The sequence below is a fragment of the Aeromicrobium sp. genome, from assembly GCF_049587115.1.
Taxonomy (GTDB): Bacteria; Actinomycetota; Actinomycetes; order Propionibacteriales; family Nocardioidaceae; genus Aeromicrobium.
This window is the reverse complement of record NZ_JBAVDI010000079.1, coordinates 39,289-64,544: the sequence shown is the minus strand read 5'-3', so window position 1 is coordinate 64,544 and position 25,256 is coordinate 39,289. Positions and strand designations below refer to the sequence as shown.

Below are 25,256 nucleotides of genomic sequence, written 5' to 3'. Positions count from 1 at the left end.
TTGGCAACCGACTCAAGGGCATCGATGGCGTGCTCGAGGGAGTCGACGACGCCCTTCAGCTTGAGGACCTCGAGAGACTTGTAGGTGCCGCCGAACAGGTGCGCGACGATGCGGCGGTACGTGCGGTCACCCTGGTTCTCGAGGCGGTTGATCTCGATCCAGTATTCGTCGAGATCCTTCATGGTGCGCAGCCGCGGCATCGCTTCAGCAGTCAGCTGGGTCGCGCGCTGCAGCACCTCGACCTGCGGAGCGAAATCGCCGGGCAGGTCACCGAGCTCGTACAGGCCCACCAGATCGACGCTCTCCTCCATGAAGTCCATGACGTCGTCCATGCTGCTGGCCAGCCGGTAGATGTCCTCCCGGTCGAATGGAGTGATGAACGTGGAGTTGGCCCGCTTGACGATCCGGTGCGTCGTCTCGTCGGCCTGATGCTCGGCCTCACGCATTCGCTCGCCGATCGCTGCCTTGTCGGTGGCGGGGTCCAACATCTGTGCGAGAAGGTCGGCACCGTCCACCAGATGATTCGCCAACTCGGTGAACAATGCGTAGAACGAGTTATCAACTGGTCGGATGCGAAAACGCACGACTAGCTCCTGTCAAAGCTGGGTAGGCCACGCCCATGCTAGGGCCACCGTGATCCGGCGTGGCAATCGCCGCGGGGGGCGCTGTTCAGCTGGCGGTCGCGATGCCGAGGATCTCGTCGACCTCGCGCTGGGAGAGGTGATCGCGCTGGGCGGACGCCGCGATCATGAGCCGACTGGTCAGCTCGATCTCGTCGAGTACCTCGTCGTCACGCAGGCGACTGTCCAGTGGCTCTGGCATCGGGGCTCCGATTGCAGTTGCGGTCGATATACTTGTGATTGAGCCCGATCCACCGCGAGGCGCATCGTGACTCTTTCCCCTTGGCTCGAGATTAGCCCGTCGATCCAACGAAAGCAGCACTTTGCCGGTTCTGGTTTTTGGCCAGCATCCTCCGCGCGGTGGAGCCGCCCGTCCAGGCGGAGCAAGATCAGCAAGCAGTCATTCGCGCTCCACGGCAGAATCGAGACATGACATCTCGGGCCGCATCGCGACAGATGGCGTCGGTAGTTGTCGCGGCCATCGTGCTTCTGGCTGCGTGCGGCGGCAGCGTCGACGCACCTACCAAGAAGGCCGCTGAGCCAGGCCGGGCGCCGGCCGTCAGCACCCCGCCTGCAGGCGACGTGGTGGACGTCGGCGCGCTTCCCCAAGGCATCGTCTACGACGACCGAACAGCAACGCTTGCGGTTGCCGTGCGTGAGCCGTTCCGGTTGCTGCTTCTCGACCCAGACACCCTGGCCGTGCGCAAGAGCGTGGCACTGCCGGGCAAGGTGCGTCATCTCCAGCTCGCGACCCCCGGTGGTCCAGTTCTCGTGCCGACCGAGAGCGCCAACGCGATCGTCGAGGTCGCGTTGCCCGCAGGAACGACCCGAACGACGAAGGTGCAGCGCCAGCCCCACGATGCCGCGGCAGCCGCCAACGGCGATCTCGTGGTCGGCAACGAGTTCAGCGGTTCGATCTCGATAGTCCGCAACGGCATGGTGCTCAAGACCTTCGACGACCTCCTCCAGCCCGGCGGCGTCATCACCTCAGGCAGCATGGCAGCGATCATCGACGTCAAGGACTACTCCCTCACCACCTACGACCTGGACGCGATGGTCCGTTCCGGGCGGGTCGCCGCCGGCCAAGGCCCCACCCACGCAGTGCTCGTCGACGACAACCGGCTCGCGATCACGGACACCCGCGGCGACCGGGTCGTGATGTTCAGCCTCGATCCCTTGCGCAAGATCGGCTCGATCCGACTCTCGGGCAATCCTTACGGCATCGCGGTCGATCCAAGCTCTCAGACCGTCTGGGTGACCTTGACGACGAAGAACAAGCTGGTCGGTCTCGACATGAGCACGAACTCCCCCGCGATCATCGCCACGTACCCGACCGTTGCCCAGGCCGACACCGTCGCGGTGGCACCCGGGAGCCGCACGCTGTGGGTGACCGGGACCCGCGACGGCACGATCCAACGCATCACCCGATGATGAATCGTCGACACGCCTGCCGCGTGCCGGCAGTGCGTCGCGCGGGAGCCGGTCGGACCCCGCGAGATGTCGAGTCGGCAGGTCCGTGGATCACCCCTGACTCCTTGGGTACGTGCGCAGCGAGGTCGACGCCTCTGCGATACTCGGAGCCGGGTACGGCGGCACTGTCCTGAGGGTTCTCCGGACCAGTGCCCCCACGTCCCGGGCCCCTAGCTCAATTGGCAGAGCAGCGGACTTTTAATCCGCGGGTTGTCGGTTCGAGTCCGACGGGGCCCACTCCAGCGCCTTGGCGAGTCAGGCTGACGTTCGCTGCCGAGTCGAGCGGCTCAGGCGTCGTTCGGCGTCGTCGACATCGTTCGCCACCGGGGATTCCTCGGCAAGCTCAGCCTCGAACGCGCGAGCTTCTGCCGTCTCGTCCGTCTCGATCGACGACGGCGGATCGGCCTGCATCGATGGCTCCGCCGCCGCGCGCCGGGCGATGGCTGCCTCGATCAGGCCACGGGACAGGCGCACGAGATGCGGCACGTAGACCAAGAAGGCCACGACAAGAAGGCACAGCAGCAGGCCAGAAAGGGGCCTGAGAATGTAGTCGACCATCGTCAGCGCGCCGCCGGACCAGCAAGCACAGGCGGGAGCGCGGCCATGGGCAGCAGACTCCAGAACAGGTAGCGGACTGAACTGAGAGTGGGCATGCCTCATACCTACCCAACGATGACAAACCCATGTCCTGAGATCGCAACGAATCCCTGGAACGACGTGATCAAGCACACGGTAGATTCGCTCACGGCAGGACTGACCGGGTCCTGGACGAGAGAGACCTCATGACCGCACACGTCGTCTACCTGCTGGGTGGGGCGTCGCTGTTTCTCGCCGTCGTCCTGCCGTACGCGCTGCGCTCGGCCGCGCTGTCCGCGCCGATCGTCCTGCTGGCCATCGGCGCGCTGATCGGGCTTCTGCCGAACACCGACACCTCCTCGTTCTCACCGATCGAGCATCGGTTGTTCGTCGAACACCTTGCCGAGTTCACGGTCCTGATTGCTCTCATGGGGGTGGGACTCGCCCTGGATCGACCGCTGAGCCTGCGGACGCTGGCTCCGTGGCGCCGATGGGGATCGACGTGGCGGCTGCTCGGAATCGCGATGCCGTTGTCGATCGCCGCGGTGGCACTGCTCGGCTGGTGGGCCATGGGACTTGCGCCGTCCGCCGCGCTCTTGCTCGGAGCCGTGCTTGCACCAACCGATCCGGTCCTCGCTTCCGACGTCCAGGTCGAAGGGCCTACCACTGACGAATCCGACGAGGACAGCATCGACGAGACCGACGAGGTCCGATTCGCGCTGACCTCCGAAGCCGGCCTCAACGATGGACTGGCGTTTCCCTTCGTGCACGCCGCAATCCTGTTGGCTGCCACGGGGCCCTTCACCGAGTGGGGGGCCCGCTGGCTGGCGTGGGACCTGGCCGGCAAGGTCGTCGTCGGATCGATGCTTGGTGTCGCCGTCGGCTGGCTGCTGGCCAAGGCCGCGTTCGGATCCTCGGCGCCATCGCTGCGCACGTCCGAATCGGGCGAGCCCCTGATGGCGATCGCTGCTGTCCTGTTGTCGTACGGGTTGGCGGAAGTGGCCGGGGGGTACGGCTTTCTCGCCGTCTTCGCATGCGCCATGACCCTGCGCTCGGCCGAACGCGGCAGTCGTTACCACGCGCTGATGCATCAGGTCGTCGAGCGGCTGGAACGTCTGCTGACGCTGATCATCCTGCTCCTTCTCGGAGTCGCGCTCACCAACGGCTTGCTGAGCAACCTCACCTGGCCCTCCGTGCTCGTCGCGGTCCTCCTGCTGGTGGTCGTGCGACCCGCGGCCGGAATGATTGCCCTCAGCGTCCGGCTGCCGTGGAGCCGCCAACGGGACGGGGACGCGACGCTCGGAAAGCGCGAGCGGGCGGCGGCGGCGTTCTTCGGCGTCCGCGGAATCGGCTCGATCTACTACCTGGCGTATGCCACCGGGCAGGCCGATTTCGAACGTGTCCCCGTGCTGTGGTCGATCGTCGGTCTGACCATCACCCTGTCGGTCATCCTGCACGGCGTCAGCGCCACCCCGATCATGCGTTGGCTCGACGCCCGGCGCGACGACGTCACGCGCTGAACCGTCAGAACGCAGGTCGGCCAGCACGGCGACCGCTACCGTGACTGTCATGTCAGCCGTCAAGAGTCCGTGGCTTCTCGCCTTCGCGGCGGTCTCGGTCATCCACCTCATCCTGAACGGTGCAGACCTGTCGCCCTGGGACAGCGTCAGCAAGGCCTTCATCGCGCCTCTGCTCGCTGCCTGGGTCGTCGAGCAACGTGGTCCCCGGCTCCTGATCGCGGCGCTGGCGTTCTGCTTCCTCGGTGACCTGTTCCTCGAGCTCGGCGACGACTTCTTCATCGTCGGCATGGCGGCGTTTGCTGGCGCACACATCTGCTTCATCTGGTTCTTCGTCCAGCGCGGCGCTGTCGAACAACTCCGGCGCAAGCCGATCATCGTGCTGATCTACGCCGCGGCAGCAATCGGTCTGGTGGTCTGGTGCTGGACGGGGCTCGAATCCGGCCTGCGCCCTGTCGTCCCGGTGTACGCAGCCCTGCTCCTCGGTACTGCTTCCACCTCGCTGGCAACTGACCTGAGAGCGGGTTTCGGCGGAGCGCTGTTCCTCGTCTCCGACGGCATCATCGCGCTCGGCGAGGCGGGCCGGATCGACAAGGACGCAGCCACCTCAGGCCTGGCGATCATGGCGTTGTACATCCTCGCGATCCTGTTGCTCAGCTCGGGCATCCTCGACAAGGAGCAGAGGACACGAGCGGCCGGTCCCGGCTTCGATCCGACGGTCCGGACCGACTGCTGGCCGCGGATGCCTGCGTAGGCGATCGCGTCCGGGGTGGCATCACAGGTGGGGCACTGGGACAGGACGGGCCGACACGTTCGCGTAGCCTGAGCCGCGTGCCAAGATCCGATCGCACCTACAAGCTGGTGGTCCGCATCTTCGGCATCGTGTTCCGACTGATGGGCTACCGATTCGACGTCCGTGGAGTCGAGCACCTGCCCGGCGATGGCGCCGGCGTCGTCGCCGGGAATCACATCGGCTTCCTGGACTTCACCTTCATCGGCTACGCAGCACGAGCCCGCGGCCGGCGCATCCGGTTCATGGCCAAGCGCTCGGTGTTCGACCTGCCGCTGGTGGGGCGGCTGATGCGGGCGATGCGACACATTCCCGTTGATCGCAAGTCAGGCGCTGGGGCCTACCGGCAGGCGCTGGGCGAGCTCGATGCGGGCGAGCTCGTCGGCGTGTTCCCCGAAGCCACGATAAGCCGGTCGTGGCTGCTCAAGCCGTTCAAGCGCGGCGCGGCAGGCCTTGCGGTCAACCGCGACGTCGCGCTGATCCCCACCGTCGTCTGGGGTGGCCACCGTGTCTACACCGTCGATGGCCACCGCAGCCTGCGCCGCCGCACGCCGATCACGATCATCGTCGGAGAGCCGTTGCGACCCGCGAAGGGCGAGTCGGTCGACCAGCTGTCGGCTCGACTCCAGGTTGCGATGGGCGTGCTGCTCGATGAGGCGATTGACACGTACCCGGCCACCCCGCGCGATGACCGGGACCGCTGGTGGCTCCCCCATGATCGCGGTGGCAGCGCCCCCGATCCCGAGACCGCGGCCGTGCTGGACCGTGAGGCCGTCGCCCGCATCGGCGACTCCTTCGACTGATCGACATCACCCGAGGAGCGACATGACCTTTGACCTGATCACGCCCGTCACCGTGGGCGACCTGACCTTCGACGTCCGCATGCTCGGGCCCGAGGACGGCGACCCCGTGATCCTGTTGCACGGATTCCCCGAGAACTCGCTGTCCTGGTCGAGCGTCGCCGCGCGGCTCGCGGACACCGGTCTGCGGGTCATCGCACCGGATCAGCGCGGCTACTCCCCCGGAGCACGACCGACTGACGTCGATGCGTACGCGACCACTGTCCTGGCAGGCGACATCATCGACCTGGCCGATGCCCTGGGGATCGACACGTTCCACCTCGTGGGCCACGACTGGGGTGCCGCGGTGTCGTGGGTCGTGGCAGCCGCTCACCCACGTCGTCTGCGCACGCTGACCGCAGTCTCGGTGCCCCACCTCGCTGCGTACGGTGCAGCGCTGTCCCGCGATGCCGACCAGCAGGCGCGTGGAGCGTACATCGGCCTGCTGCGCCAGGCAGGCAAGGCCGAGGACCTCCTGCTCGAGGATGGAGCGAAGCGCCTGCGGGCCATGTACGGCGGAATCGTCACCGCAGCACAGGCTGACAGCTACATCGGTCCGCTCTCAGAGCCGGACGCCCTGACCGCTGCTCTGAACTGGTATCGCGCGATGCGGTCCGACCTCGGAGCGCTGTCGGCCGTGAGTGTGCCGACGACCTACGTCTGGAGCGACCAGGACGTGGCGATCGCGCGGGCCGGTGCCGAGCAGTGCGGCCGGTTCGTCGAAGCGGACTACCGGTTCGTCGAGCTGGCCGGCATCAGCCACTGGATCCCGGAGGAGGCTCCAGACTCGCTCGCCGAAGCGATCTTGGTGCGCATCGGCACCTGACTCACGCTTGGCCGTCGTCAGCCCAGCACGTCCGCGACGTTGACATCGCCGTCGGCGGCCTCGATCGCCTGGACGAGCCGTTCGACGTCTTCGGCGGAGACCTCGACGTCCGCCTCCGCGAAGCCCTTCCTGAGCTCCTCGGCCACGGTGTCCTTGGGTGCTCCGCCCTGATAGGCCCCGACCCGGTCGACGACGGTCTGGATGGCTTCGTGCTGCGCGTTCTGCTGTTCACTCATACCGGCGGAGTACCCCGACCACGGCGGACCACACCCGGTGGCAGATCAGGCGATGCGAGCGGCCCCGTCGTCAAGCGCCGCCAGCGGCCATCCCGCCGGATCGTCGAGTGGCCGGCCAACCCGGCGGGCGTAATGGTTCCAGTCCTCGGCGCGGCCGGCATACCAGACGACCTGCCGGACCATGAGATTGTCCAGCGCTCCTGCGGCGACCGCAGCGTGCCGATGGCCGATCTGATAGGCGATCTCGCGGGCCGCCCGGGCGTCAGCGGTCGCGTCGTGGGCGTGCTCCAACGAGACGCCGTAGTACGCAGCGACGTCGGTGAGTCGGCGTGGGCCCAGGCCGCCGCGCTCGATGCCCCAGTCGATGACATACGGATCGACCACGAGGAGCCGATCCCAGTCCGGCTGGACCAGGCCCCAGCGGCTCGCCTCGGCGCGCAACATCGTGAGGTCGTAGGCCGCGTTGAACACCACCAGACCGACACTGCGCTCGATCAGGTCCTGCACCCAGGCAACGACCTCGGCCAGCGCGTCCACCGGAGCCGGCGCACCCGCCAGCGCCTGGTCGGTCAGCCCGTGGACCTCGGCCGATGCTGCGGGGACCGGAATGCCCGGGTTGACCAGACCGGACAAGTCGTGTCCCCGGTCTCCCAGCAGGGCGTAGCTCAGGACTCGGTCGGTGAGCGGATCGATTCCGGTCGTCTCGAAGTCGAGCGAGGCGAGCGCGGTGAGATGCCAGCCGGCGTGGTCGGACCGCGGCGGAGGAGCGGGAGAGCAGGTCAGGCAGATCGTGCGCCAGCTGCCCGGCCTGCCGATCAACTGCCCTGCTGCGACCGCGATGGCCGCGGCGCATTCGGAACATCTACCGGCGTACTTGTTGGCTCTCACGGTGCTACACCCTCTGTCCGACGTCCTGAGGATCACCGTACGGACACGCACCGACAACCCGGCGCCGCGACACGCATCCACCGACCCACGGGACTGAGACCGCGCCGATTCGCCTCGCGCTCAGCGGGCCTGGTCGCCGTCCTCGGAGGATCGGCCCATCCGCTTGAGCTCGTCGCGTTCGCCCCTGAGCCGCTTGACCTCGAGCTTGCGATGCTTCATGCGGATGCTCGTGGTGGTGATGATCAGGGCGAGCACTGCACCGACGATGACACCGCTCAACGTACCGGCGCGGAAGCCCGGGGCCTCGACATCGAAGATCCGTTCGCCGGCGTGCGCGGCCTTGCTGTTGCCGGCCACGACCGACAGGGTCAGCCAGTTGGGCGCTGCGAGCACGACGGCGACGACCGCGACGACGATGCGCCAGGTCCAGCTGAAGAACCGCCGACGGATCTGGACGAGGATCAGCAGCGGCAGGAACGTGAAGGTGAAACCGTAGAACAACCCCCACAGGGAACCGTTGGTGACGCCACCGTTGACCTGGTCACCGATGCGGTGGGCCCACCAGCGGGGGAAGAACGCCAGGGAGATGCGGAACGCGATGTACGAGGCGGCCACCACAGCGACCACCATGACAGCGCGGGTGACCCACCGGCCCGGCGCGACTCCGGACTGGCCCCCGGTCCTGCGATCCGCGCCCTCGTCCTCGCGGAACCCGTTCGTTGCCGCAGACTCGTCCTCACTCATGAGGCCATCATGGCATCGGAACCGCCCCCGTGGTGTTCGCGCAGCACGCGATAGGTTCGGGGTGTGCGCATCGCGACCTGGAACGTCAACTCCATCCGCAGCCGCATCGATCGCGTCACGGGGTGGCTCGAGCGCAACGACGTCGACGTCCTGGCGATCCAGGAGACCAAGTGCCGCGAGGACCAGTTCCCCGGTCTCGAGCTCGCTGCGATGGGCTACGACTACGCCCACGTAGGCCTGAACCAGTGGAACGGCGTCGCCCTGATCTCCCGCGTCGGGCTCGACGACGTCGCGACGTCCTTCGCAGACGACCAGCCGATGTTCGGCGATCCCGAGGTCGTCGAAGCCCGTTCGATCGGAGCCACCTGTGGCGGCGTCCGCGTGTGGAGCCTCTACGTCCCGAACGGCCGTGAGCTCGCCCACCCGCACTACACCTACAAGCTCGCGTGGCTCGAGCGGTTGCGGCAGGCGGCGACGGCGTGGCTCGCCGAGAATCCTTCCGGACAGATCGCGCTGGCTGGCGACTGGAACGTCGCACCGCAGGACGAAGACGTGTGGGACATGTCCGTCTTCGAAGGCCACACCCACGTGTCGGTGCCGGAGCGCGCCGCGTTCCAGGCGATCCTCGACGCCGGCTACGCCGACGTCGTACGGCCGTTCACCCCCGGCGAGTTCACCTACTGGGATTACCAGCAGCTGGCGTTCCCGAAGAAGCGCGGACTGCGCATCGACTTCATCCTCGCGTCCGAAGCGCTCGCAGCCCGGATCGATGGAGCCTGGATCGACCGCGAGGAGCGCAAGGGCAAGGGCGCCAGCGACCACGCGCCGGTCGTCATCGACGTCAGCTGACTTCGACGCAGCCAAGCACCTGAGGTGGGATGACTCGACTCAGGCCCTGTTCTCTGAATCGTTGTGCAGCGCTGAGTCGATCCGCTCGAGCATCCTGGCTGAGTCAACGCTGGCCAGCTCGACCACCGCCACAGACCTCTGCAGCGCATGGATCGCCTTGCCCTGGGCGTGCACCCGCTCGGTCAACGTCGCGGGCCGGATGGGTGGGCTCATGTCCTGCAAGGTGCGACTCATGGCGTCGATCCGGTCGACCGTCGACTGCAGACGGCGTGCACGCTGCTCCTGCCGCAACGCGACCGCACCGATCAGGAACATCAGCGCCAGACTGAGCAGGGCCAGCGCGTACTGATTGATGAGTGCCACGAGGCCCAATGTCACGAGAAGCACGCCCAGCGCTCCGATCGCGGCAAGTCGTACCAGGCGGCGGTGGTTGGCCACCACCTGCTCGACCCGCTTGCGGAGCCGGGGCGCGGGTGCCGAAGGCGGCGTCTTGCGCGGAGTCTCTCGAGCCAGGATCTCCGTCGTCGGGGCTGGCCGGGCGCGCAGATCCGGGCGCGGCTCCCAGTGCGCCAGCACCGACAGCGCTCCTCGAACGAAGTCGCCGGTGCCGCTGTCGGGCGAGCCTTCGCGCGCCAGGTCCACGGCGGGGAAGGCACCCGTGGTGACGTCAACGACCCGAAAGGTCTCGAACGCCGAACGCCACTCGTTCGTCGATCCCGCGATGGCGGAGCCGGCTGCACCGACCGAGACGATCTCCGCGTAGCTGAACGCCGCGTCGACCAGACGGCCGAGCGCTCCGGGGTCGGATCCGAAGCCGGCCACGACGACCGAGGCGTATGGCGGTTCAATGCCGCTGAACGTGCCGTCGTCCGCCACCAGCAGGATGTCCGTCTCGCGTGCGTCCACGGCGGCGTAACGGTAGGCCGCCTCGGCGGTCTCGGCGAGGACAAGACTCCGGTTTGCTGATGCGGAGCTCGGGGTCTCGGGCAGATCGGGCACGGAACGAGATCCTGTTCTGTCGGCGGTCAAGGGCTCGCTCAGGATACCCGCCACGTCCGTCTAGACTCTGACACCGGTACGCCTGCGAAACTGGGAGCAATTATGGTCGACCCACTGCCCGACGATCTTCGTCCGGGCATCACCGCTCTGGTCCGCACCCACAGCGGAGTGGATCGGGTCGAGCGAGCACTGACCTCCCTGGCCGCGCAATCACTTGATCCCGCCCATTTCGAGATCCTCGTCGTCCCCAACGGTCCCGACGACGGAACGATCAACCTGGTCCGCAGGTTCAGTGCCGGACACCCCGAGCTCGATCTGCGGATCGTGCGCTCCCCCGCCGCAGGCATCGGGGTCAGCATGAACGTCGGACTCGCCGCTGCCCGTCGGGAGTTCTTCACCGTCGTCGACGACGACGACCAGATATCCGCTGCGTTCCTCGAGCAGCTGCTGGCCTACTCGGAGCCGGGACTCATCGCCCACGGATACCTCGCGAACGTCGGCCCTGACGGCACCGGACCGGCTGACTTCGACACGTACGTCAATCGTTCGCTCGGCCCGGCCATGGGCCACACGACCCACCCGTCGGCTGCCTCGGCCTCCCTGATGTTCAACGTGGCCAAGTCCGTGTGGACCCCGTACGCGCGAGCGGTCCGGGCGCGCGAGAACCTGCGCTTCGGCACGGACGTCCTGTACTGGCACGAGCTGGTCAACACTTTCGCGCTCCCGATCCGCCTGCTTCCGAGCGAGGCCCACGCCGTCTACTACCGATCGTTGCGAGCCGACTCGCACTCCAGACCTTCGGAGCTTGGCCACGACCTGGCCGTCGAGGCCCGCCTCGACACGATGGAGGCGCTGACACCGCTGGTTCTCGACCCCGCCAACTACGTCGCCGAGGTCGCGCGCCATTCCTTCGTCGCAAACACCCGGGCGATCGGACGCTACCTGCGCGAATGCCCGGACGAGCACGAGCGGGTGCTCGCGTCGGTATCAGCTCGAGAGCTGCCTGAGTTCACTGTCCGCGTGCTCAATCGCGGGCGGGCGCGCGACCTCATCACGTGCTACTGCTTCGTGCCGAGCAACAACACCAGCGCCCTGGTCGCGGCCCGACGCGTGCGCGAGCGGGGCGTGTGCGTCGACGTCATCAGCCACGACATGACCGGCACCTTCGAGAAGGACGCTGCCGCAGCACAGATCGCCGCGCCGTACGTCGGAAGCCGGTTGACCGTCAAGGGTCCGCCCAAGTTCGCCCAGTGGGCCGGTATCGCCGAGTTCTGCCACGAGGGGGTCGCCGCGATCGAATCGTGGGAGGAGACACGAGGTCCCTACCGGTCGGTCTACAGCCGAGCGATGTGGCCGGCGTCCCACGTGCTGGCGGCGCTGCACAAGGCACGCAACCCTGCCGCGAAGTGGATCGCGGAATTCTCCGACCCGCTGTCGATCAACATGAAGGGGAACCCCCGCAAGGGCAAGCGGGGCACCGACGCCCTGTCCGCCGAGCTCGACGCCGCTGTCACCGCGATGGGCTTTCCGCCGGAGGACGGAGGAATGCTGATGCCTTGGATCGAGCATCTCGCCTACGCCCTCGCGGATGAGATCGTTTTCACCAACGACCACCAGATGACCACGATGCTCGAGCAGGTCAGCAACACCCAACTCCTACAACGGGTACGCGACAAGGCCGTGGTGTCTCCCCATCCGACGCTGCCGAAGTCGTTCTACGAACGCAGTGACGTCACCTATGGCCTCGACCCGAACCGGTCTCATCTGGCGTACTTCGGTGCGTTCTACGCCACGCGGGGCCTCACCGAGGTGACCGACGCGCTGCACGCGCTCCCCCGCGATGTGCGCCACCGAGTACAGCTGCACGTGTTCACCAAAGACCCGGCTGACTTGCGCCGCGAGCTGAAGGAAGCCCACCTCGACGATGTCGTGGTGGCCAACGAATACGTGCCCTACCTCGACTTCCTGCGTCTCACGACGCTCTTCGACTGCCTCGTCGTCAACGATGCACGGACGGCTGACCATCACGCCGTCAACCCTTACCTGCCGTCGAAGATCAGCGACTACCGCGGGTCAGGACGCCCGATCTGGGCAATCGTCGAGGAGGGCAGCACCATGAGCAAGCTGGACACCGAGTACCGCACGGCCCTCGGCGACGTCGCTGGCGCGATCGAGGTGCTCTCTGCAGTGGCCCGGGCCAGCTCAATCGAGCAGCCGGCGGGCTGACCCGGCAGCCAATCAGCGTTGGTGTCCCGGCGTCAGTTGACGGCCAGCACGCCGGCGATGATCTTGGCGATGCGCTCGCCCGCCTTGCCGTCCCACAACGGAGGAGTCACCGGACTGTCTTCAGGATCGGCATCCAGCACTTCCTGCAACGCCCCGACGAGCGACTCGTGATCGACGAGCCGGTTCGTGCCGTGACTGATCGTCACCGGGCGCTCGGTGTTGGGACGCAACGTCAGACAGGGGACACCGAGCATGGTGGTCTCCTCCTGCACGCCTCCCGAGTCGGTCACCACGGCCGCGCTGCCGCGGACGAGTCCGATGAACTCGACGTATCCGAGCGGATCGGTGACCGTCACCCGCTCGTGGTCAAAGAGGCCCGCTTCCTGGAGGGCCGCCCGGCCGCGCGGGTGGAGCGGGATGACGACAGCCACCCGTTCCGCAGCGGCGTGAAGCGCCTTCACGATGGCCGCCGCTTGCACCGGGTCGTCGACATTGCTCGGACGATGGAGGGTGGCCACGACATAAGGGCCCTCGAGGTCGAGCCGCGCCCGGGCGGCGTCCGAGTCGAAGAGCGGCAGATTGGCCAACAGCGTGTCGATCATCGGGTTGCCAACGAAGTGAATGCGGTGCTCGTCGATGCCCTCGGCGCCCAGGTGCACATTGGCGTCGGCGCTGGTCGTGAAGTGCAAGTCCGCCAGTGCATCGGTCACCACCCGGTTGACCTCCTCGGGCATGGTGCGGTCGAAGCTGCGCAGACCGGCCTCCACGTGCGCAACGCGGATGCCCAGCTTCGCGCACACGAGTGACGCTGCCACGGTGGAGTTCACATCGCCGTAGACGATGACCAGAGCCGGACGAGACTCCTGGAACATGTCCTCGAGCGCCGTCATCACCTTCGCGGTCTGATGAGCGTGCGTGCCTGAACCGACCCCCAGGTTGACGTCTGGCTTGGGCAGACCGAGCTGCTCGAAGAACACCTCCGACATGATCGGGTCGTAGTGCTGGCCGGTATGCACCAGCAGCTGGCGGATGCCACGGGCATCCAACGCCCTGATGACCGGGGCTGCCTTCGGAAAATTGGGGCGCGCGCCGGTGATGTGCACGACGTGCGGCACGGATGGCTCAGTCATGGCGTTCTCCTAGGTTCGTCGCCCGGCAAGGTTAGCGTTTGGCCCCGAACTGGCCGTCGCTGACGCGGAACAAAGCCCGGGAGACCTGTTGTTCCATGCTGTTGATGTAGGTGCGGGTCAGGTGCGAACCCTGCCGGTAGACCAGCACGTTGCCAATCACCGGAGCACACCTTCCATCGTCCGGACAGATCGAGCTCGTGAGATCGATGACGCCGACCCCCGGGACCTTCGCGGCTGCCGCGCGCTGGACCGGTGCCGCGGACCGGTCGATCGCAGCGGCCTGGTCGAACGCGCACGTGTTGAGCGATTTCGGGTGCTGTGCCACACATTCGTAGACCGGCGCATTGTCCGGCGCAGGGTTGTCGAGCAAGGCCGCGACCGGGATGCCGGCATTTTCCAGCGTGGTCCAGAAGGAGACCAGGCCGTCAACCATTGCCGCGCGGGTCTTGTCGGCATCCCCGCCCTCGTCGCCAGGCAGAGCGGTCAGCGAGCCCTGCGACGTGAGGACGAGATCCGGCTTGATCTTCGCGATGTCGGCAAGCGCAGCACGACCCCACTCGCGGCAATCCGTGACCGGGGCATCAAGCCTGGTGATGGTCGCGTCGGCGAAAGGGCAGGCAGACTTCGTGAGCTGCACCAATCGCCACCCCTGGGCCCTGCCCAACCGGTCGAGCACGGTCTGCCACTGTCCGATCTTGGAGTCGCCGACGATGAGCAGGGTACGAGCCGCGGTCGTGTCACCAGACACGCAGGGCTTCGGTTTTGAGTCGCCGGGCCGGGTCTGGCACCCGGACCCGTCGTCGTAGAACGACGGCCGGTCGGCGGGCGCGTCGGCTGGCAGTGGGCGCATGGCGGCGACCGACGTGAGGACGCTCCAGTCGACACCGTCCTTGCTCGGGTCGGCCAGAGCCACGGCGCCCACCCCCTGCGCCTTGGAGGCTTCCCGAATGGTGTCACCCTGGGCGAGCGGCGCGTTCAAACCGAAGCCGACACCGACACCTATCGCAGTCAATGCGGCACCCATCCCGAGCGCTCGTCTGCTCCCCTTGAACGTCGAGCCGAACCGGATCGGATTCTCGATCAGGCGATGACTGAGCCAGGCCGGCACGATGGACACCATCATCAGCAGGACGGTCCAGCGCAGCCGCAGATCCGGGTACGTCGCCTGAGCGGCCACCAGCATCGGCCAGTGCCACAGGTAGATCGAGTACGACAGCCCACCGATCCACACCATCGGCGCCAGACTCAGCAGCCGCTGAGGCGATCCCGGCGTGGCGGCCAGCCCACTCGCGATCAGCAGTCCGGCACCCACGGTCGGGACCAGAGCGCTGGCTCCCGGCCAGGCCGTCGACGTGTCGAAGAACAGAACGGCGTAGGCGATCATGGCGATGCCGACCCACCCACCCACGGCTCGCGCCACTCTCGGAAGGCGAACCACTGCGGTGACGGACAGGGCGAGCAGGGCGCCGATCCCGAGCTCCCAGATGCGAGTCGTCGAGACGAAATATGCCGTCTGCGGGCTGCTTGCCGTCTGCATCACCGCGTAGACGAATGACGCTGCCGTGATCAGGCCGAGCACGCCGAAGGCGACGTGCTTCCAGCGTCGAGCCGCGAGCACGCCGATCGCGAGAATCAGGGGCGGCCACAGGAAGTAGAACTGCTCCTCCACGGCGAGAGACCAGTAGTGCTGCACGGGGGACTGACCTATGTCCTCGGCCAGATAGTCGACGCCGCGGTCCGCGAGCCGCCAGTTCACGACGTACAGGGCAGCCGACACGATGTCGCCGCCAAAGGCCTGCCGCTGCGTGATCGGAAGGTAGATGAAGGTGACGATCGTCGAGAACACCAGGACCGTGGCGCTGGCCGGCAACAACCGCCTGACCCGCCGTGCCCAGAAGTTTGCCAGATCGACCCGGCCGGAACTCGCGACCTCACGCGTCAGCAGCCCGGTGATCAGGAAGCCTGAGAGCACGAAGAAGACGTCGACACCGACGAAGCCTCCGGCCAGGAACGGGATACCCGCATGAGCGGCCAGGACCGACCCGACGGCGATCGTCCGCATCCCCTCGATGTCGAGGCGCAAGGTGCGTCCGTGATCGGACATCGTGAGATCCGACCCCAAGCGGTCGCCGCCGCGGGCGCGGCGCACGGCAGTCGACATGCGCATTCGATCCAATCTCGGGCGTCGGGGGCCAAGGCCCCGATCGGACGTGCCGGTCCGCGGCTCAGCCCGCTTCAACGGTGCGCGGTCAGATTACCCGAATGGGCGTGACGGCCCCAGCTCGCCGCCTCGCGCAGTCGGCGCTCCCCCGGGTGGAAGCAGGCCGGGGTGAGCGAGGCGACACTCATTTCGTGGCCGGGCCTGCATCTGCGGTAATCTCGGGACGCTGTCCAGCTCCTCAAGCCAAAGGAATCTCTGTTGTCCATCGACATGGCAATCATCGGCCTCGGTTACGTTGGCCTGCCCCTGGCCCAGCAGGCGGCCAGGTCAGGACTACGAGTCGCTGGCTTCGACGTGAACGGCGCGATGGTCGACTCGTTGAACAGCGGCACGAGCCACATCGACGACCTGACCGATGCCGACATCGCGGAGATGCTGTCGCTCGGATTCAGCGCGACGACCGATGAGGCCATCCTGGCTGAAGCCGACGCGATCGTGATCTGTGTCCCGACCCCGCTCTCCGTCGACGGTGAGCCGGACCTCGGCGCGGTCATCGCAGCGACGACGACGATCTCGCGCCAGCTTCGCAAGGAGCACCTGGTCGTGCTCGAGTCGACCACCTACCCCGGCACGACGGACGAGGTCGTGCGCCCGATCCTGGAGCAGACCGGTCTGGACGCTGGCAGCGACTTCCATCTCGCCTTCAGCCCCGAGCGGGTCGATCCGGGCAACCCGACCTACGGCATCGCCAACACCCCCAAGGTGGTCGGCGGTCACACACCCGAATCGACCGAGGTGGCCACGGCATTTTACAACCGGTTCATCGACACGGTGGTGCCGTCGAAGGGCACCCGCGAGGCCGAGATGACCAAGCTGCTGGAGAACACCTACCGGCACATCAACATTGCACTCGTCAACGAGATGGCTCAGTTCTGCCACGAGATGGACATCGACCTGTGGGAGGTCATCCGCAACGCGGCGACCAAGCCGTTCGGCTTCCAAGCGTTCTTCCCCGGGCCCGGGGTCGGCGGACACTGCATCCCCATCGACCCGAACTACCTGTCGTACAAGGTCCGGGCGACGCTCGGCCGCCCCTTCCAGTTCGTCGAGCTGGCCCAGTCGATCAACCTGCAGATGCCGGCCTACGTCGTGGAGCGGATCGCGGACCTGCTCAACGACGAGGGGAAGGCGCTGCGCGGAGCCACGATCCTGCTGCTCGGGGTGACCTACAAGCCCAACATCGCCGACCAGCGCGAGTCGCCTGCGACCCCGCTGGCCAAGTTGCTGATCGACAAGGGCGCCAACTTGGTCTTCCACGACCCGCACGTCGACAACTGGACTCCCAATGGTGTGAGCGTCACCGAGGCCGGCGACCTCGACGAGGCGTTGCGCACCGCCGACGTGTCAGTGCTGCTTCAGAATCACAAGGAGTACGACCTTCCGGCCATCGCGTCGACCGCCAAGTGCTTGTTCGACACCAAGGGCGCGACAGACAGCCCCGGCGTCGCCCGCCTCTGACCTGACTGGCCCCACTCCTGGCGGTCAGGTGAGCCAGGTGGGGCGCAGCGGCCAGCTGGCGTCGCCATGCGGACCGGGCTTGACCGCTAGCACGTGGTGCAGCTCGATCTCGTTGCGCTCGAAGGCCAGGCGCGAGCCTGCCATGTAGATGCCCCAGACCTTGGCGCGGCCGATGGTGACCTCGTCGAGTGCATCGTCCCAGTGCTCCTGGAGATTTTCGGACCAGCCCTTGAGCGTCATCGCGTAGTGCTCGCGCAGATTCTCGACGTGGCGTACCTCCAGACCACTGTCCTGGATCGCGGTGGTGATGCGCCCGACCCCGGTGAGCTCGCCATCGGGGAAGACGTAGCGATCGATGAACGCGCCGGTCGAGAGCGCCTTGTTGTTGGGCCGGGTGATGCAGTGGTTGAGCAGGCGGCCGCCGACCTTGAGGTGGTCCCGCATGAAGCTGAAGTACGAGCCGAAGTTGCGCACGCCGATGTGCTCGGTCAGTCCGATCGAGCTGATCGCGTCGAAGCCGGTCTCTGTGACGTCGCGGTAGTCCATGAAACGCACCTCGGCGAGATCGTCGAGGCCCTGCCGGTTGATCTCCTCCTGCGCCCACGTGGCCTGCTCACGCGACAACGTCACGCCGATGACCCTGACCCCGTAGTGCTTCGCCGCGTGACGAACCATGCCGCCCCATCCACAACCGATGTCCAGCAGACGATCGCCCGGCTTGAGGTCGAGCTTGCGGGCGATCAGGTCGTACTTCTCGAACTGTGCCTGTTCCAGCGTCGACTCCAGCGTGGGATACACCGCGCACGTGTACGTCATCGACGGGCCGAGCACGAGCTCGTAGAACCGGTTGGACACGTCGTAGTGGTGATGGATCGCCTCGGCGTCACGCTTCTTGTTGTGCCGCAGGCCCTCCATAGCGCGCCGCCACTTGGGCAGGTGCTCCTCCGGCGGGGGTGGCGGGGGCTTCAGATTGCCGAAGCCCAGGCTGCGCACGATCTGCACCATCTCGGCCGCCGACGGCACCTTGAAACGCAGCTGGCTCATGATCAGCACCATCGCGTCGTAAGGATTGCCCGGGTGCACGCCCTCCAGCTCAAGATCGCCTGCGACGTACGCTCGCGCGAATCCGAGATCGCCCGGTGCCGTCATCAGGTAGGACAGTCCCCGCTCGTTGAGCAGGGTCAACGTGAAGGGCGCGTCCTCGGGTCCGGCGACGCTGCCGTCGAAGGCCTCGAACCGGAACGGCAGCCCGTCCTTCATCAGTCGTCCGAGCGCCTCGGCGATCGACAGCCGTACTCCCACATCCGTGCTCATGAATTCCTCACCGCTTTCTCGTACAAGGTGCTGAGTCTGCCCTCGGGGTCATATCGCCCGCGGACGCCGGCGAGCACGTCGCCGCCGTAGATCTGCTCGAAGGTCTTCTGGTCGTAGAAGGCCTCGGAGTACAGAGATTTGTGGCCGCCCAGGTCGTGGACGGCAGCTTCGATCTGTTGGTTGACCGCGCCGACCGGCGATCCGGCCGACACCTCGACAGTGCCCCAGAATCCGACGTTGACGTAGATCTCGCCGGCCGTCAACGGGTAGACCGGCCACGGGCGGGTGGTCCGCAGTGGGCACAGCCACACTGGCCGCATGCCGACCTCGGCGTCGAACCACTCGAGAAACTCCGGTAGCCGGTCGACCGGTACCTCGACGTCCTGGATCACGCGTTCACGGCCCGGGACCTTCTTGATCCGGTCGAGCACCGTGCTGATGCCGAGCCTCTCATCGAGGCCGACGAGCCGGTGGTAGACGTCGCTGCGGCGATACCTGGCCGGCCAGACCCGGCGGAGCCAACGATTCTGCGCGCCGAATGCGCCCGAGCACCAGAACCAGTCGGTGTCCCAGCGCCAGAGGTAGTCGTTCATGGTCAGCGAGTCGATCTCACGCAGCTGGATCGATCGATAGAACACCTGCTGACCGGTGTAGTCGCTGGTGGTCTGCTCGACGTCGGTGAACCGCGCCAGAGTCAGATAGATCTCGTCGGGACTGAAGGCTGTTCCGTCGAGCCCGTCGACCCGTTCGCCCTGCCACTCGCGGGTCTCCGAGATGACCTCGATCGCCTTGACTGCCGCAGCGGCGTCGGCAACCTCGACATGTCGCAGGGCTACGAATGGCGGGACCTTTTCGAGCTTGATCCTGAGCCGGGTCGCGTACCCGAGGCTGCCGTAGGAGTTGGGGAAGGCGTCGAACAGGTCGGCGTGCTCGCCCACGGTCGTTGCCGTGACGAGCTCGCCGGAACCCGTCAGGATGTCCATCTCCAGCACCGACTCGTGCGGGAGTCCGTTGCGGAACGAAGTCGCCTCAATGCCCAGACCCGTGACCGCACCTCCGAGCGTGATGGTGCGCAGCTGCGGGACGACGTAGGGGATGAGGCCGTGCGGCAGGGTTTCGGCCACGAGCCGCTCGTAGGTGCACATGCCCTGCACGTCGGCAGTCTGCGCCTCCGCGTCGATCGTGATGACGCCATCGAGCCCGCTGACGTCCAGTCCTGGAGAGTCGCTGCCCTGCCTGGGGCGGAACAAATTGGACGTCTTCTTCGCCAGGCGTATGCGGTCCCCTCGGCCGATGCGTCCATAGGAGGCCAGCAGCCGCTCGACGGCGTCCTCGTGTGCGTCCCAACCTTTCACGGACTTCAGGCTAGACCCGGCGAAGGTCATCCCGGCTCTCAGGTCGCCCTACCTGCTGGCAAGGAATCTGATCGCTGCGGCGTACCCCTCGACTCCCATGCCGACGACCACGGCGGCGGCGATGTCGCTGAGGTATGACGTGTGCCGGAAGGGCTCCCGGGCGTGCACATTGCTCAGGTGCACCTCGATCAGGGGGCCGCTGAGCTGACTCGCGGCATCGCGAACGGCGACCGAGGTGTGAGTCCACGCGCCGGCATTGAGGATCACCGGTGTGTCGCCGTCGGCGGCCTCATGCAGCCAGCCGATCATCTCTGCCTCGGCGTCGGTCTGGCGGACGTCGACCTCGAGGCCCACCTCGGAACCGACCCGCTCGCACAGCGTGACCAGATCCGCATAGGTCGCCGTGCCGTAGACGTCGGGCTCACGCACGCCGAGACGGCCCAGGTTGGGGCCGTTGAGGACGAGGACCGTCATCGAGTCACCTCTGCAGTTGCCAGATCAGCGCGGTCGCGGCGCTGGACGCCTTCAGATCGTACTCACCCGAGTCGATGTGCCGCGCCTCATCGCCCACCGCCAGCACGGTGTCGTCCAGCAGGATCGATCCAGTGACGACGTGCACGAGGCTCCGTCGGGCGGCGGGCACGGTGACCGACTCCCCCGCGTCGAGCCGAACGATGAGCAGCTCGGCCGGGGCATGCACCGCGACTGTGGCTGCCAGCACCCCGCGTCGCGGGTCGACCTCGGCCTGGGCGTACTCGGGCTCGCCGACGCGGTCAGACACCAGCATCATCTGGACGAAGGCCACGGGTTCGTCGACAGAGGCATTCTGCTCGGAGTGCTGCACGCCCGTTCCAGCACTGAGCCGTTGAGCCGTGCCCGGAGCGATGATGCCGCGGTGTCCTGTGCTGTCCTCGTGCTGCAGGGAGCCCTCGACCACCCACGTGACGATCTCGACGTCGGCGTGATGGTGCAGGTCGTAGCCACGACCCCCTTCCATTCGTTCGGTGTTGATCGCGACGAGCGGCCCGAAGGCCACGTTGTCGGAGTCGTAGTGCGCACCGTGGGAGAAGCTGTGCCACGTCTGGACGCCGTCACCCCGGCTGTGGAATCGGTCTCCCGCTCGGCGGATCTCAGGCATAGCCCAGCTCGTGCAGACGCTCGTCCTCGATGCCGAAGTGGTGCGCGATCTCGTGCACGACGGTGATGCCTACCTCCACGACGACATCCTCCTCGGTCTCGCAGATCGCCAGCGTGGTGTTGCGGAAGACCACGATGCGGTCCGGCATAGCGCCGCCGTAGGAGCTGTCGCGCTCGGTCAGCGGGATTCCGTCATAGCAACCCAGGAGCGTCGGATCGTCGTCCGGAGCGTCGTCCTCGATGAACAGGCCGACATTGTCCAGCAAGGCAGCGAGCTCCGGCGGAACGGCGGCGAGCGCAGCTTCCACCAGCTCCGCGAACCGATCGTCACTGATCTGGACCATGAGGCCATTCTGCCGCACGCGGTTTGAGGGCGGTCCGGCTCAACCACTATGCTGTGGGAGGTTTCTGGCCCCCATCGTCTAGCGGCCTAGGACGCCGCCCTTTCACGGCGGTAGCACGGGTTCGAATCCCGTTGGGGGTACCACTGGTCAAGGCTTCCGCGAGAGACGGACAGTATCCTGGCCCGGCCTACCACCCAGGCCCACCGATCGGACTGCCGAGCAGCCGAACGCATGAACAAGCCAGGGGATATCGTTGCCGTCGTGTCGAAGTTGCGCGCCCTCGTGCCCATGTTCAACAAGGCGCCCTGGGGAGGTCTGCACGAGAACATCTGGTACTCGGCGCGCGGACTGCGAGACCTGGGGTGGGACATCACGGTTGCCTGCCGTGACGGGCAGCTCGTCGAGAACCTCGCGGCAGACGGCATCCGATGCCACGTCATCGACGACTGGGACGACTGGTCGTCCGACGCCGAACGGCTCAGCGCCGAGTCCTGGGACGTCATCCACGGACACACAGCCCGTTCACGCGAGCTCGGGCTGGCCGTCGCCAAGGCGACCGACACCCCGTATCTGAACACCTTCCACGGCTACAACCGCGATCTGGTCTACCGATGGCACGCATCAGCTTCCGGATACGTTGCCGTCAGCCGCGCTCACGCAGCATGGATCAACGAGCTCCCCACCGTCGACGACTCCATGATGCTTGTCGTGCCGAACGCGGTGCGCGACGAGCTCCTCGAGCAACCGATCATCTCGTTTTCGGACAAGATTTCCGACGGGGTCGGCCGCGTGGTCGTGGCGTCCCGTCTCGCCGCTGACAAGCGGGCTCTGCTCGACTCCTTGCGGCTTCTGATCGGCGCTCTGGCCCGCGTGGACGATGTCCGGTGGCAGGTCGAGATAGTGGGTGGCGGCGGCGAGGAAGGCGCGGTGGCCGATCTGGTGGCGGAGCTCAACTCGATGGCCGCGCACGTCGAGCTGGAGATGCTGGGCTGGGTCGACTCCGAGACGGTCCCGGAGGTGATGCGCGGTGCCGTGCTGTCACTTGCCTCGGGGCGAGGCGCCATGGCCAGCCTCGCCGTCGGCACACCCACCATCGCCTTCGGATCACAAGGCGTCTACGGCCTGCAGACGGGCAGCAATCTCGACCTCGGCCTGTGGGGAAATTTCGGCGGCTTTCCACTCGGGGAGCGCACGGTCACCCCCGTTGTCGAGGATGCGTTGACAGTGCTCTCCGATCCTCAGCGGTATGCGCAGGTGCAAGCAGAAGGGCGACGGGCGGCCGCGAGCCATCTCCGGCAGTCCGACGCGGACCGACTGCTCGACACGGCGTACCACCGTTGCATCGCACGCTTCGGAGGCTGACCACGCGGTCTACGCTCCACCCATGCCCGCACATGAACCGTTGGGGCCCACGGCACTTGGCGTGGGCCTGCTCGTCGTCCTGACGATCGGTGTCCTGTGGAGCACGCGGGTCCCTCATCCGCTGGCACCGTCGTGGGCGATCCTGCGCGGCGCGGTCCAGCTGGCGGTGATCAGCGTCGTGCTCGGCAAGGTCATCGCGAGTCCGGTCTGGGTAGCTGCCGCACTCACCGTGATGTTCTCGGTCGCCGCCACCACGGCAACGAGACGGATCGGCTGGAGCTGGCGTCACCTCGCACTCCTGGGCGGCGCGATGGCGACCGGGATCGGCGTGACGTTGGCAATCGTGTTCACGACTGATGCTCTACACCCTTCGCCTCGTTATGCCCTCGCGATCGGGGGGATCGTGATCGGCAACGCGATGTCGATCGCGACGCTGGCTGGACGGCGGCTGCACGAGTCGATCGACGAGCACTGGGACGAGGTGGAGGGCTGGCTGGCGCTGGGAGCAACTCCGGCGCAATCGACCATCGCCTTCGCCCGCTCCGCGGTGTACTCGGCGCTGATCCCGTCGACCGACCAGACGAAGACCACGGGACTGGTCACGCTGCCGGGTGCGTTCGTGGGCGCGATTTTCGGCGGAGTCTCCCCGCTCGAGGCCGGCAGATTCCAGATCGTCGTGCTGGCATCGGTCATGGCGGCGGGATCCGTCACCGCCGTGTTGATCGTCCGAGTCCTGGCGCCGGTTCGGGTGCGACCGGCTCCGCTGGGCTGAGGCCCTGCGGAGGCACCGATGCTTGCAACCGCCCCAGCCGGTGCGAGCAGTCGAAAAGGGGAGCCACCGTGATGGCTCCCCTTCTCCACTCAGCCCGGTCGGGTCAGCGACCTCCGCCCAGGGCGCTGGCGATCTTCGCGACGATGGTTCGGGTCAACCCGCGTCGCGCGCCTGCTGCCACATGGGCGGGAGGAGCTTTCCTGACTGGCGGCAGCGTCAGGGAGTACGCCGGGCCACCGCCGCTCGAGAACGCGTGCACCACGCGCCGTTGACCCATCAGGATCACGAGGCCCGCTGCGGTCAGCGTTGCGGACAGGAGGAGTCCCCACAGGGGCAGCCCGCCCGTGTCGGGGAGCAGGCCATTCTCACTGGCGAGGTTCGCCGGAGACACCCCGCCCTCCTCACCGTCAGGTCCGACGCACGAGTCGGGATCGCCGGCGTCGCCGGTGAACACGGTCTGCGCATCGTCGGCCAGGAAGTGTCCCCGCAGCACCGAAGCGGTGATCTCCCACGGCCCGGTGACGCCGTCGCCGACCGTGAACGCGTACTCGACGCCCTCCACTGGTCTGGGCGTCGGGTGCTTGCCACCGTCACAGGCCTTGGTCACGTCGACCAGCGGCTGCACGGCACCCTCACACTGCTCCCCGGTCAGCTGCGGCAACACGTCGATGGTCACTTCATACTTCGGATTGGTCAGCTGATAACCCTCCGCCGCCTCGGCGGTGACCGTGTAACTTCCCGGTCCGGTGCCGGACGGATCTGACAGGTAGACCACACCGACCGTCACGGGCAGGACCAGAGCCCCATCCGCGAAGCACGTGGGCGGTGTTGCTGACGGTGCGACGGCGGTGACCCGGGGCAGTGGCACGACACAGCCGTTATCGGCGATCGCCTGACCGGCTGTCGTCCAGTTCTGGCCGGGATAGCTGACGCCCAGATAGACGTACGGCTCGATGATGTCGCCCCACTTGATGTGATTCGCCTTGAGCGTCGGGCCCCACACAGGTCCGCCATCCGCCTTGTCGTGACCGTTGGCAACACCCGCGGTCGCCGGCGGAATCACGATGTACGGGCCCTTGTTGTTGTCGGTCGCGTGGCAGACCAGGACATCGACCGAGTCGGGAAGCACGATCTCCTCGACGACCGGCGCACTGTCAGGCACCTTGCGCGCCAGGGATTGCGCAGGAGCATTCTCCCCGGGCGGCGGGTCAGCGATCAGCGCCGCAGGGGCCTCCGGCTCGACGACCTCTTCGCTGACCGGCGCAGCAGGCGGCGGGTCCAACACGGCCGGAACGACCGGGGCCTCCGCCACGACAGTGTCGACGGTCGCCGCAGGCGCGTCCTCAGCGCTCGCCGGCTGCGCAAAGAACACGCTTCCGGCGATCATCGCAAGAACAGGAACCAGTCTCTTCATGATGCACTCCATCGGTACTCCCCGAACGAACAATCCAGTAGCCACCGAGGGGATCCTCGGCAGCGAGCGCGGCCTACGTTCGGGAGTGATGGAAGCGTCTCGTCTGGTTGGAGCTAACGTTACGGCCGGCGACGTGCACTCAGCCCTTTTATTTGCTCCCATTCCGGGC

General features: G+C 66.9%; 25 protein-coding genes and 2 tRNA genes. 12 read left to right on the top strand and 15 right to left on the bottom strand.

What is annotated here, in order from left to right; all coding sequences use genetic code 11:
* Together WB461_RS08400 and WB461_RS08395 are read right to left on the bottom strand one after the other, a co-directional pair.
* Positions 1-584: DUF47 domain-containing protein (locus WB461_RS08400; RefSeq protein ID WP_423852279.1), on the bottom strand; the 584-nt coding region annotated here is incomplete at its 3' end.
* Positions 585-669: 85 nt separating this feature from the next.
* Positions 670-822 (bottom strand): hypothetical protein, encoded by a 153-nt coding sequence (locus WB461_RS08395; protein WP_423852278.1) that lies wholly within the window; start codon positions 820-822, stop codon positions 670-672.
* 227 nt (positions 823-1,049) lie between these two features.
* Between WB461_RS08395 and WB461_RS08390 the strand changes: the two genes are divergently transcribed.
* Both WB461_RS08390 and WB461_RS08385 read left to right on the top strand, forming a co-directional pair.
* The gene (locus WB461_RS08390) at positions 1,050-2,051 is read left to right on the top strand and encodes a YncE family protein (RefSeq protein ID WP_423852277.1); all 1,002 of its coding nucleotides are present in this window, start codon (positions 1,050-1,052) and stop codon (positions 2,049-2,051) included.
* Between the two features lie 203 nt (positions 2,052-2,254).
* Positions 2,255-2,327 (top strand) — tRNA-Lys (locus WB461_RS08385).
* An 18-nt stretch (positions 2,328-2,345) separates the two neighbouring features.
* On the opposite strand, the gene WB461_RS08380 is transcribed toward WB461_RS08385, so the two are convergent.
* Entirely contained in the window at positions 2,346-2,648 is a 303-nt protein-coding gene (locus WB461_RS08380) for a hypothetical protein (protein WP_423852276.1), read from the bottom strand.
* 224 nt (positions 2,649-2,872) lie between these two features.
* Between WB461_RS08380 and WB461_RS08375 the strand changes: the two genes are divergently transcribed.
* From WB461_RS08375 to WB461_RS08360, 4 genes are all read left to right on the top strand, one after another.
* On the top strand, positions 2,873-4,186 hold the full coding sequence (locus tag WB461_RS08375) for a cation:proton antiporter (protein ID WP_423852275.1): 1,314 nt from the start codon (positions 2,873-2,875) through the stop codon (positions 4,184-4,186).
* A 49-nt stretch (positions 4,187-4,235) separates the two neighbouring features.
* Positions 4,236-4,937, top strand: a complete 702-nt coding sequence (locus WB461_RS08370; protein WP_423852274.1) for a lysoplasmalogenase — start codon at positions 4,236-4,238, stop codon at positions 4,935-4,937.
* A 77-nt stretch (positions 4,938-5,014) separates the two neighbouring features.
* Positions 5,015-5,776, top strand: a complete 762-nt coding sequence (locus WB461_RS08365) for a lysophospholipid acyltransferase family protein (protein WP_423852273.1) — start codon at positions 5,015-5,017, stop codon at positions 5,774-5,776.
* A 22-nt stretch (positions 5,777-5,798) separates the two neighbouring features.
* Positions 5,799-6,638: an alpha/beta fold hydrolase gene (locus WB461_RS08360; RefSeq protein ID WP_423852272.1), complete on the top strand. Its 840-nt coding sequence runs from the start codon at positions 5,799-5,801 to the stop codon at positions 6,636-6,638.
* A gap of 17 nt (positions 6,639-6,655) precedes the next feature.
* On the opposite strand, the gene WB461_RS08355 is transcribed toward WB461_RS08360, so the two are convergent.
* From WB461_RS08355 to WB461_RS08345, 3 genes are all read right to left on the bottom strand, one after another.
* A complete protein-coding gene (locus tag WB461_RS08355) occupies positions 6,656-6,874 on the bottom strand; it encodes a hypothetical protein (RefSeq protein WP_423852271.1) in 219 nt (72 codons plus the stop codon).
* A 45-nt stretch (positions 6,875-6,919) separates the two neighbouring features.
* Positions 6,920-7,762: an exonuclease domain-containing protein gene (locus tag WB461_RS08350; protein ID WP_423852270.1), complete on the bottom strand. Its 843-nt coding sequence runs from the start codon at positions 7,760-7,762 to the stop codon at positions 6,920-6,922.
* 120 nt (positions 7,763-7,882) lie between these two features.
* Positions 7,883-8,506 carry a hypothetical protein gene (locus WB461_RS08345; protein ID WP_423852269.1) on the bottom strand — a complete coding sequence of 208 codons (624 nt, stop codon included), beginning with the start codon at positions 8,504-8,506 and terminating at the stop codon, positions 7,883-7,885.
* A 63-nt stretch (positions 8,507-8,569) separates the two neighbouring features.
* On the opposite strand from WB461_RS08345, the gene WB461_RS08340 reads away from it, so the two are divergent.
* A complete protein-coding gene (locus tag WB461_RS08340) occupies positions 8,570-9,355 on the top strand; it encodes an exodeoxyribonuclease III (RefSeq protein WP_423852268.1) in 786 nt (261 codons plus the stop codon).
* Between the two features lie 39 nt (positions 9,356-9,394).
* Here the strand turns inward: WB461_RS08340 and WB461_RS08335 are convergent, their stop codons facing one another.
* Positions 9,395-10,354, bottom strand: a complete 960-nt coding sequence (locus tag WB461_RS08335; RefSeq protein ID WP_423852267.1) for a hypothetical protein — start codon at positions 10,352-10,354, stop codon at positions 9,395-9,397.
* A gap of 102 nt (positions 10,355-10,456) precedes the next feature.
* Between WB461_RS08335 and WB461_RS08330 the strand changes: the two genes are divergently transcribed.
* Positions 10,457-12,580 carry a glycosyltransferase gene (locus WB461_RS08330; RefSeq protein WP_423852266.1) on the top strand — a complete coding sequence of 708 codons (2,124 nt, stop codon included), beginning with the start codon at positions 10,457-10,459 and terminating at the stop codon, positions 12,578-12,580.
* Between the two features lie 32 nt (positions 12,581-12,612).
* On the opposite strand, the gene wecB is transcribed toward WB461_RS08330, so the two are convergent.
* Both wecB and WB461_RS08320 read right to left on the bottom strand, forming a co-directional pair.
* Positions 12,613-13,710, bottom strand: a complete 1,098-nt coding sequence (wecB, locus tag WB461_RS08325; protein WP_423852265.1) for a non-hydrolyzing UDP-N-acetylglucosamine 2-epimerase — start codon at positions 13,708-13,710, stop codon at positions 12,613-12,615.
* Between the two features lie 31 nt (positions 13,711-13,741).
* On the bottom strand, positions 13,742-15,814 hold the full coding sequence (locus tag WB461_RS08320) for an acyltransferase family protein (RefSeq protein WP_423852264.1): 2,073 nt from the start codon (positions 15,812-15,814) through the stop codon (positions 13,742-13,744).
* A gap of 315 nt (positions 15,815-16,129) precedes the next feature.
* Here WB461_RS08320 and WB461_RS08315 point away from each other — a divergent pair, with 315 nt between their 5' ends.
* The gene (locus tag WB461_RS08315; RefSeq protein ID WP_423852263.1) at positions 16,130-17,389 is read left to right on the top strand and encodes a nucleotide sugar dehydrogenase; all 1,260 of its coding nucleotides are present in this window, start codon (positions 16,130-16,132) and stop codon (positions 17,387-17,389) included.
* Positions 17,390-17,413: 24 nt separating this feature from the next.
* Here the strand turns inward: WB461_RS08315 and WB461_RS08310 are convergent, their stop codons facing one another.
* The 5 genes from WB461_RS08310 to WB461_RS08290 are packed head-to-tail and all read right to left on the bottom strand — an operon-like array spanning position 17,414 to position 21,539.
* Positions 17,414-18,703 (bottom strand): class I SAM-dependent methyltransferase, encoded by a 1,290-nt coding sequence (locus WB461_RS08310; RefSeq protein WP_423852262.1) that lies wholly within the window; start codon positions 18,701-18,703, stop codon positions 17,414-17,416.
* On the bottom strand, positions 18,700-20,058 hold the full coding sequence (locus tag WB461_RS08305) for an FAD-binding oxidoreductase (protein ID WP_423852261.1): 1,359 nt from the start codon (positions 20,056-20,058) through the stop codon (positions 18,700-18,702). Before WB461_RS08305 ends, WB461_RS08310 begins: the two co-directional genes overlap by 4 nt.
* A 48-nt stretch (positions 20,059-20,106) precedes the next feature.
* Entirely contained in the window at positions 20,107-20,532 is a 426-nt protein-coding gene (gene aroQ, locus WB461_RS08300) for a type II 3-dehydroquinate dehydratase (RefSeq protein ID WP_423852260.1), read from the bottom strand.
* A gap of 4 nt (positions 20,533-20,536) precedes the next feature.
* Positions 20,537-21,196, bottom strand: coding sequence for a pirin family protein (locus WB461_RS08295; protein ID WP_423852259.1), 660 nt, complete (start codon positions 21,194-21,196; stop codon positions 20,537-20,539).
* A complete protein-coding gene (locus WB461_RS08290) occupies positions 21,189-21,539 on the bottom strand; it encodes a metallopeptidase family protein (protein WP_423852258.1) in 351 nt (116 codons plus the stop codon). Before WB461_RS08290 ends, WB461_RS08295 begins: the two co-directional genes overlap by 8 nt.
* 67 nt (positions 21,540-21,606) lie before the next feature.
* Between WB461_RS08290 and WB461_RS08285 the strand changes: the two genes are divergently transcribed.
* From WB461_RS08285 to WB461_RS08275, 3 genes are all read left to right on the top strand, one after another.
* Positions 21,607-21,682, top strand: a tRNA-Glu gene (locus tag WB461_RS08285).
* 118 nt (positions 21,683-21,800) lie between these two features.
* Positions 21,801-22,901, top strand: a complete 1,101-nt coding sequence (locus tag WB461_RS08280; RefSeq protein WP_423852257.1) for a glycosyltransferase family 4 protein — start codon at positions 21,801-21,803, stop codon at positions 22,899-22,901.
* Positions 22,902-22,923: 22 nt separating this feature from the next.
* A complete protein-coding gene (locus tag WB461_RS08275) occupies positions 22,924-23,673 on the top strand; it encodes an ABC transporter permease (RefSeq protein WP_423852256.1) in 750 nt (249 codons plus the stop codon).
* A 103-nt stretch (positions 23,674-23,776) separates the two neighbouring features.
* Here WB461_RS08275 and WB461_RS08270 read toward each other — a convergent pair whose 3' ends face one another.
* On the bottom strand, positions 23,777-25,087 hold the full coding sequence (locus WB461_RS08270) for a hypothetical protein (protein WP_423852255.1): 1,311 nt from the start codon (positions 25,085-25,087) through the stop codon (positions 23,777-23,779).
* Positions 25,088-25,256 lie beyond the last annotated feature (169 nt).

Excerpts from the sequence above, each read along its gene's own strand:
- WB461_RS08395 (WP_423852278.1), bottom strand. The coding sequence starts at position 822 with ATGCCAGAGCCACTGGACAGTCGCCTGCGTGACGACGAGGTACTCGAC.
- WB461_RS08390 (WP_423852277.1), top strand. The coding sequence starts at position 1,050 with ATGACATCTCGGGCCGCATCGCGACAGATGGCGTCGGTAGTTGTCGCG.
- WB461_RS08380 (WP_423852276.1), bottom strand. The coding sequence starts at position 2,648 with ATGGTCGACTACATTCTCAGGCCCCTTTCTGGCCTGCTGCTGTGCCTT.
- WB461_RS08375 (WP_423852275.1), top strand. The coding sequence starts at position 2,873 with ATGACCGCACACGTCGTCTACCTGCTGGGTGGGGCGTCGCTGTTTCTC.
- WB461_RS08370 (WP_423852274.1), top strand. The coding sequence starts at position 4,236 with ATGTCAGCCGTCAAGAGTCCGTGGCTTCTCGCCTTCGCGGCGGTCTCG.
- WB461_RS08360 (WP_423852272.1), top strand. The coding sequence starts at position 5,799 with ATGACCTTTGACCTGATCACGCCCGTCACCGTGGGCGACCTGACCTTC.
- WB461_RS08355 (WP_423852271.1), bottom strand. The coding sequence starts at position 6,874 with ATGAGTGAACAGCAGAACGCGCAGCACGAAGCCATCCAGACCGTCGTC.
- WB461_RS08345 (WP_423852269.1), bottom strand. The coding sequence starts at position 8,506 with ATGAGTGAGGACGAGTCTGCGGCAACGAACGGGTTCCGCGAGGACGAG.
- WB461_RS08330 (WP_423852266.1), top strand. The coding sequence starts at position 10,457 with ATGGTCGACCCACTGCCCGACGATCTTCGTCCGGGCATCACCGCTCTG.
- wecB (WP_423852265.1), bottom strand. The coding sequence starts at position 13,710 with ATGACTGAGCCATCCGTGCCGCACGTCGTGCACATCACCGGCGCGCGC.
- WB461_RS08320 (WP_423852264.1), bottom strand. The coding sequence starts at position 15,814 with ATGTCCGATCACGGACGCACCTTGCGCCTCGACATCGAGGGGATGCGG.
- WB461_RS08310 (WP_423852262.1), bottom strand. The coding sequence starts at position 18,703 with ATGAGCACGGATGTGGGAGTACGGCTGTCGATCGCCGAGGCGCTCGGA.
- aroQ (WP_423852260.1), bottom strand. The coding sequence starts at position 20,532 with ATGACGGTCCTCGTCCTCAACGGCCCCAACCTGGGCCGTCTCGGCGTG.
- WB461_RS08295 (WP_423852259.1), bottom strand. The coding sequence starts at position 21,196 with ATGCCTGAGATCCGCCGAGCGGGAGACCGATTCCACAGCCGGGGTGAC.
- WB461_RS08290 (WP_423852258.1), bottom strand. The coding sequence starts at position 21,539 with ATGGTCCAGATCAGTGACGATCGGTTCGCGGAGCTGGTGGAAGCTGCG.
- WB461_RS08275 (WP_423852256.1), top strand. The coding sequence starts at position 22,924 with ATGCCCGCACATGAACCGTTGGGGCCCACGGCACTTGGCGTGGGCCTG.
- WB461_RS08270 (WP_423852255.1), bottom strand. The coding sequence starts at position 25,087 with ATGAAGAGACTGGTTCCTGTTCTTGCGATGATCGCCGGAAGCGTGTTC.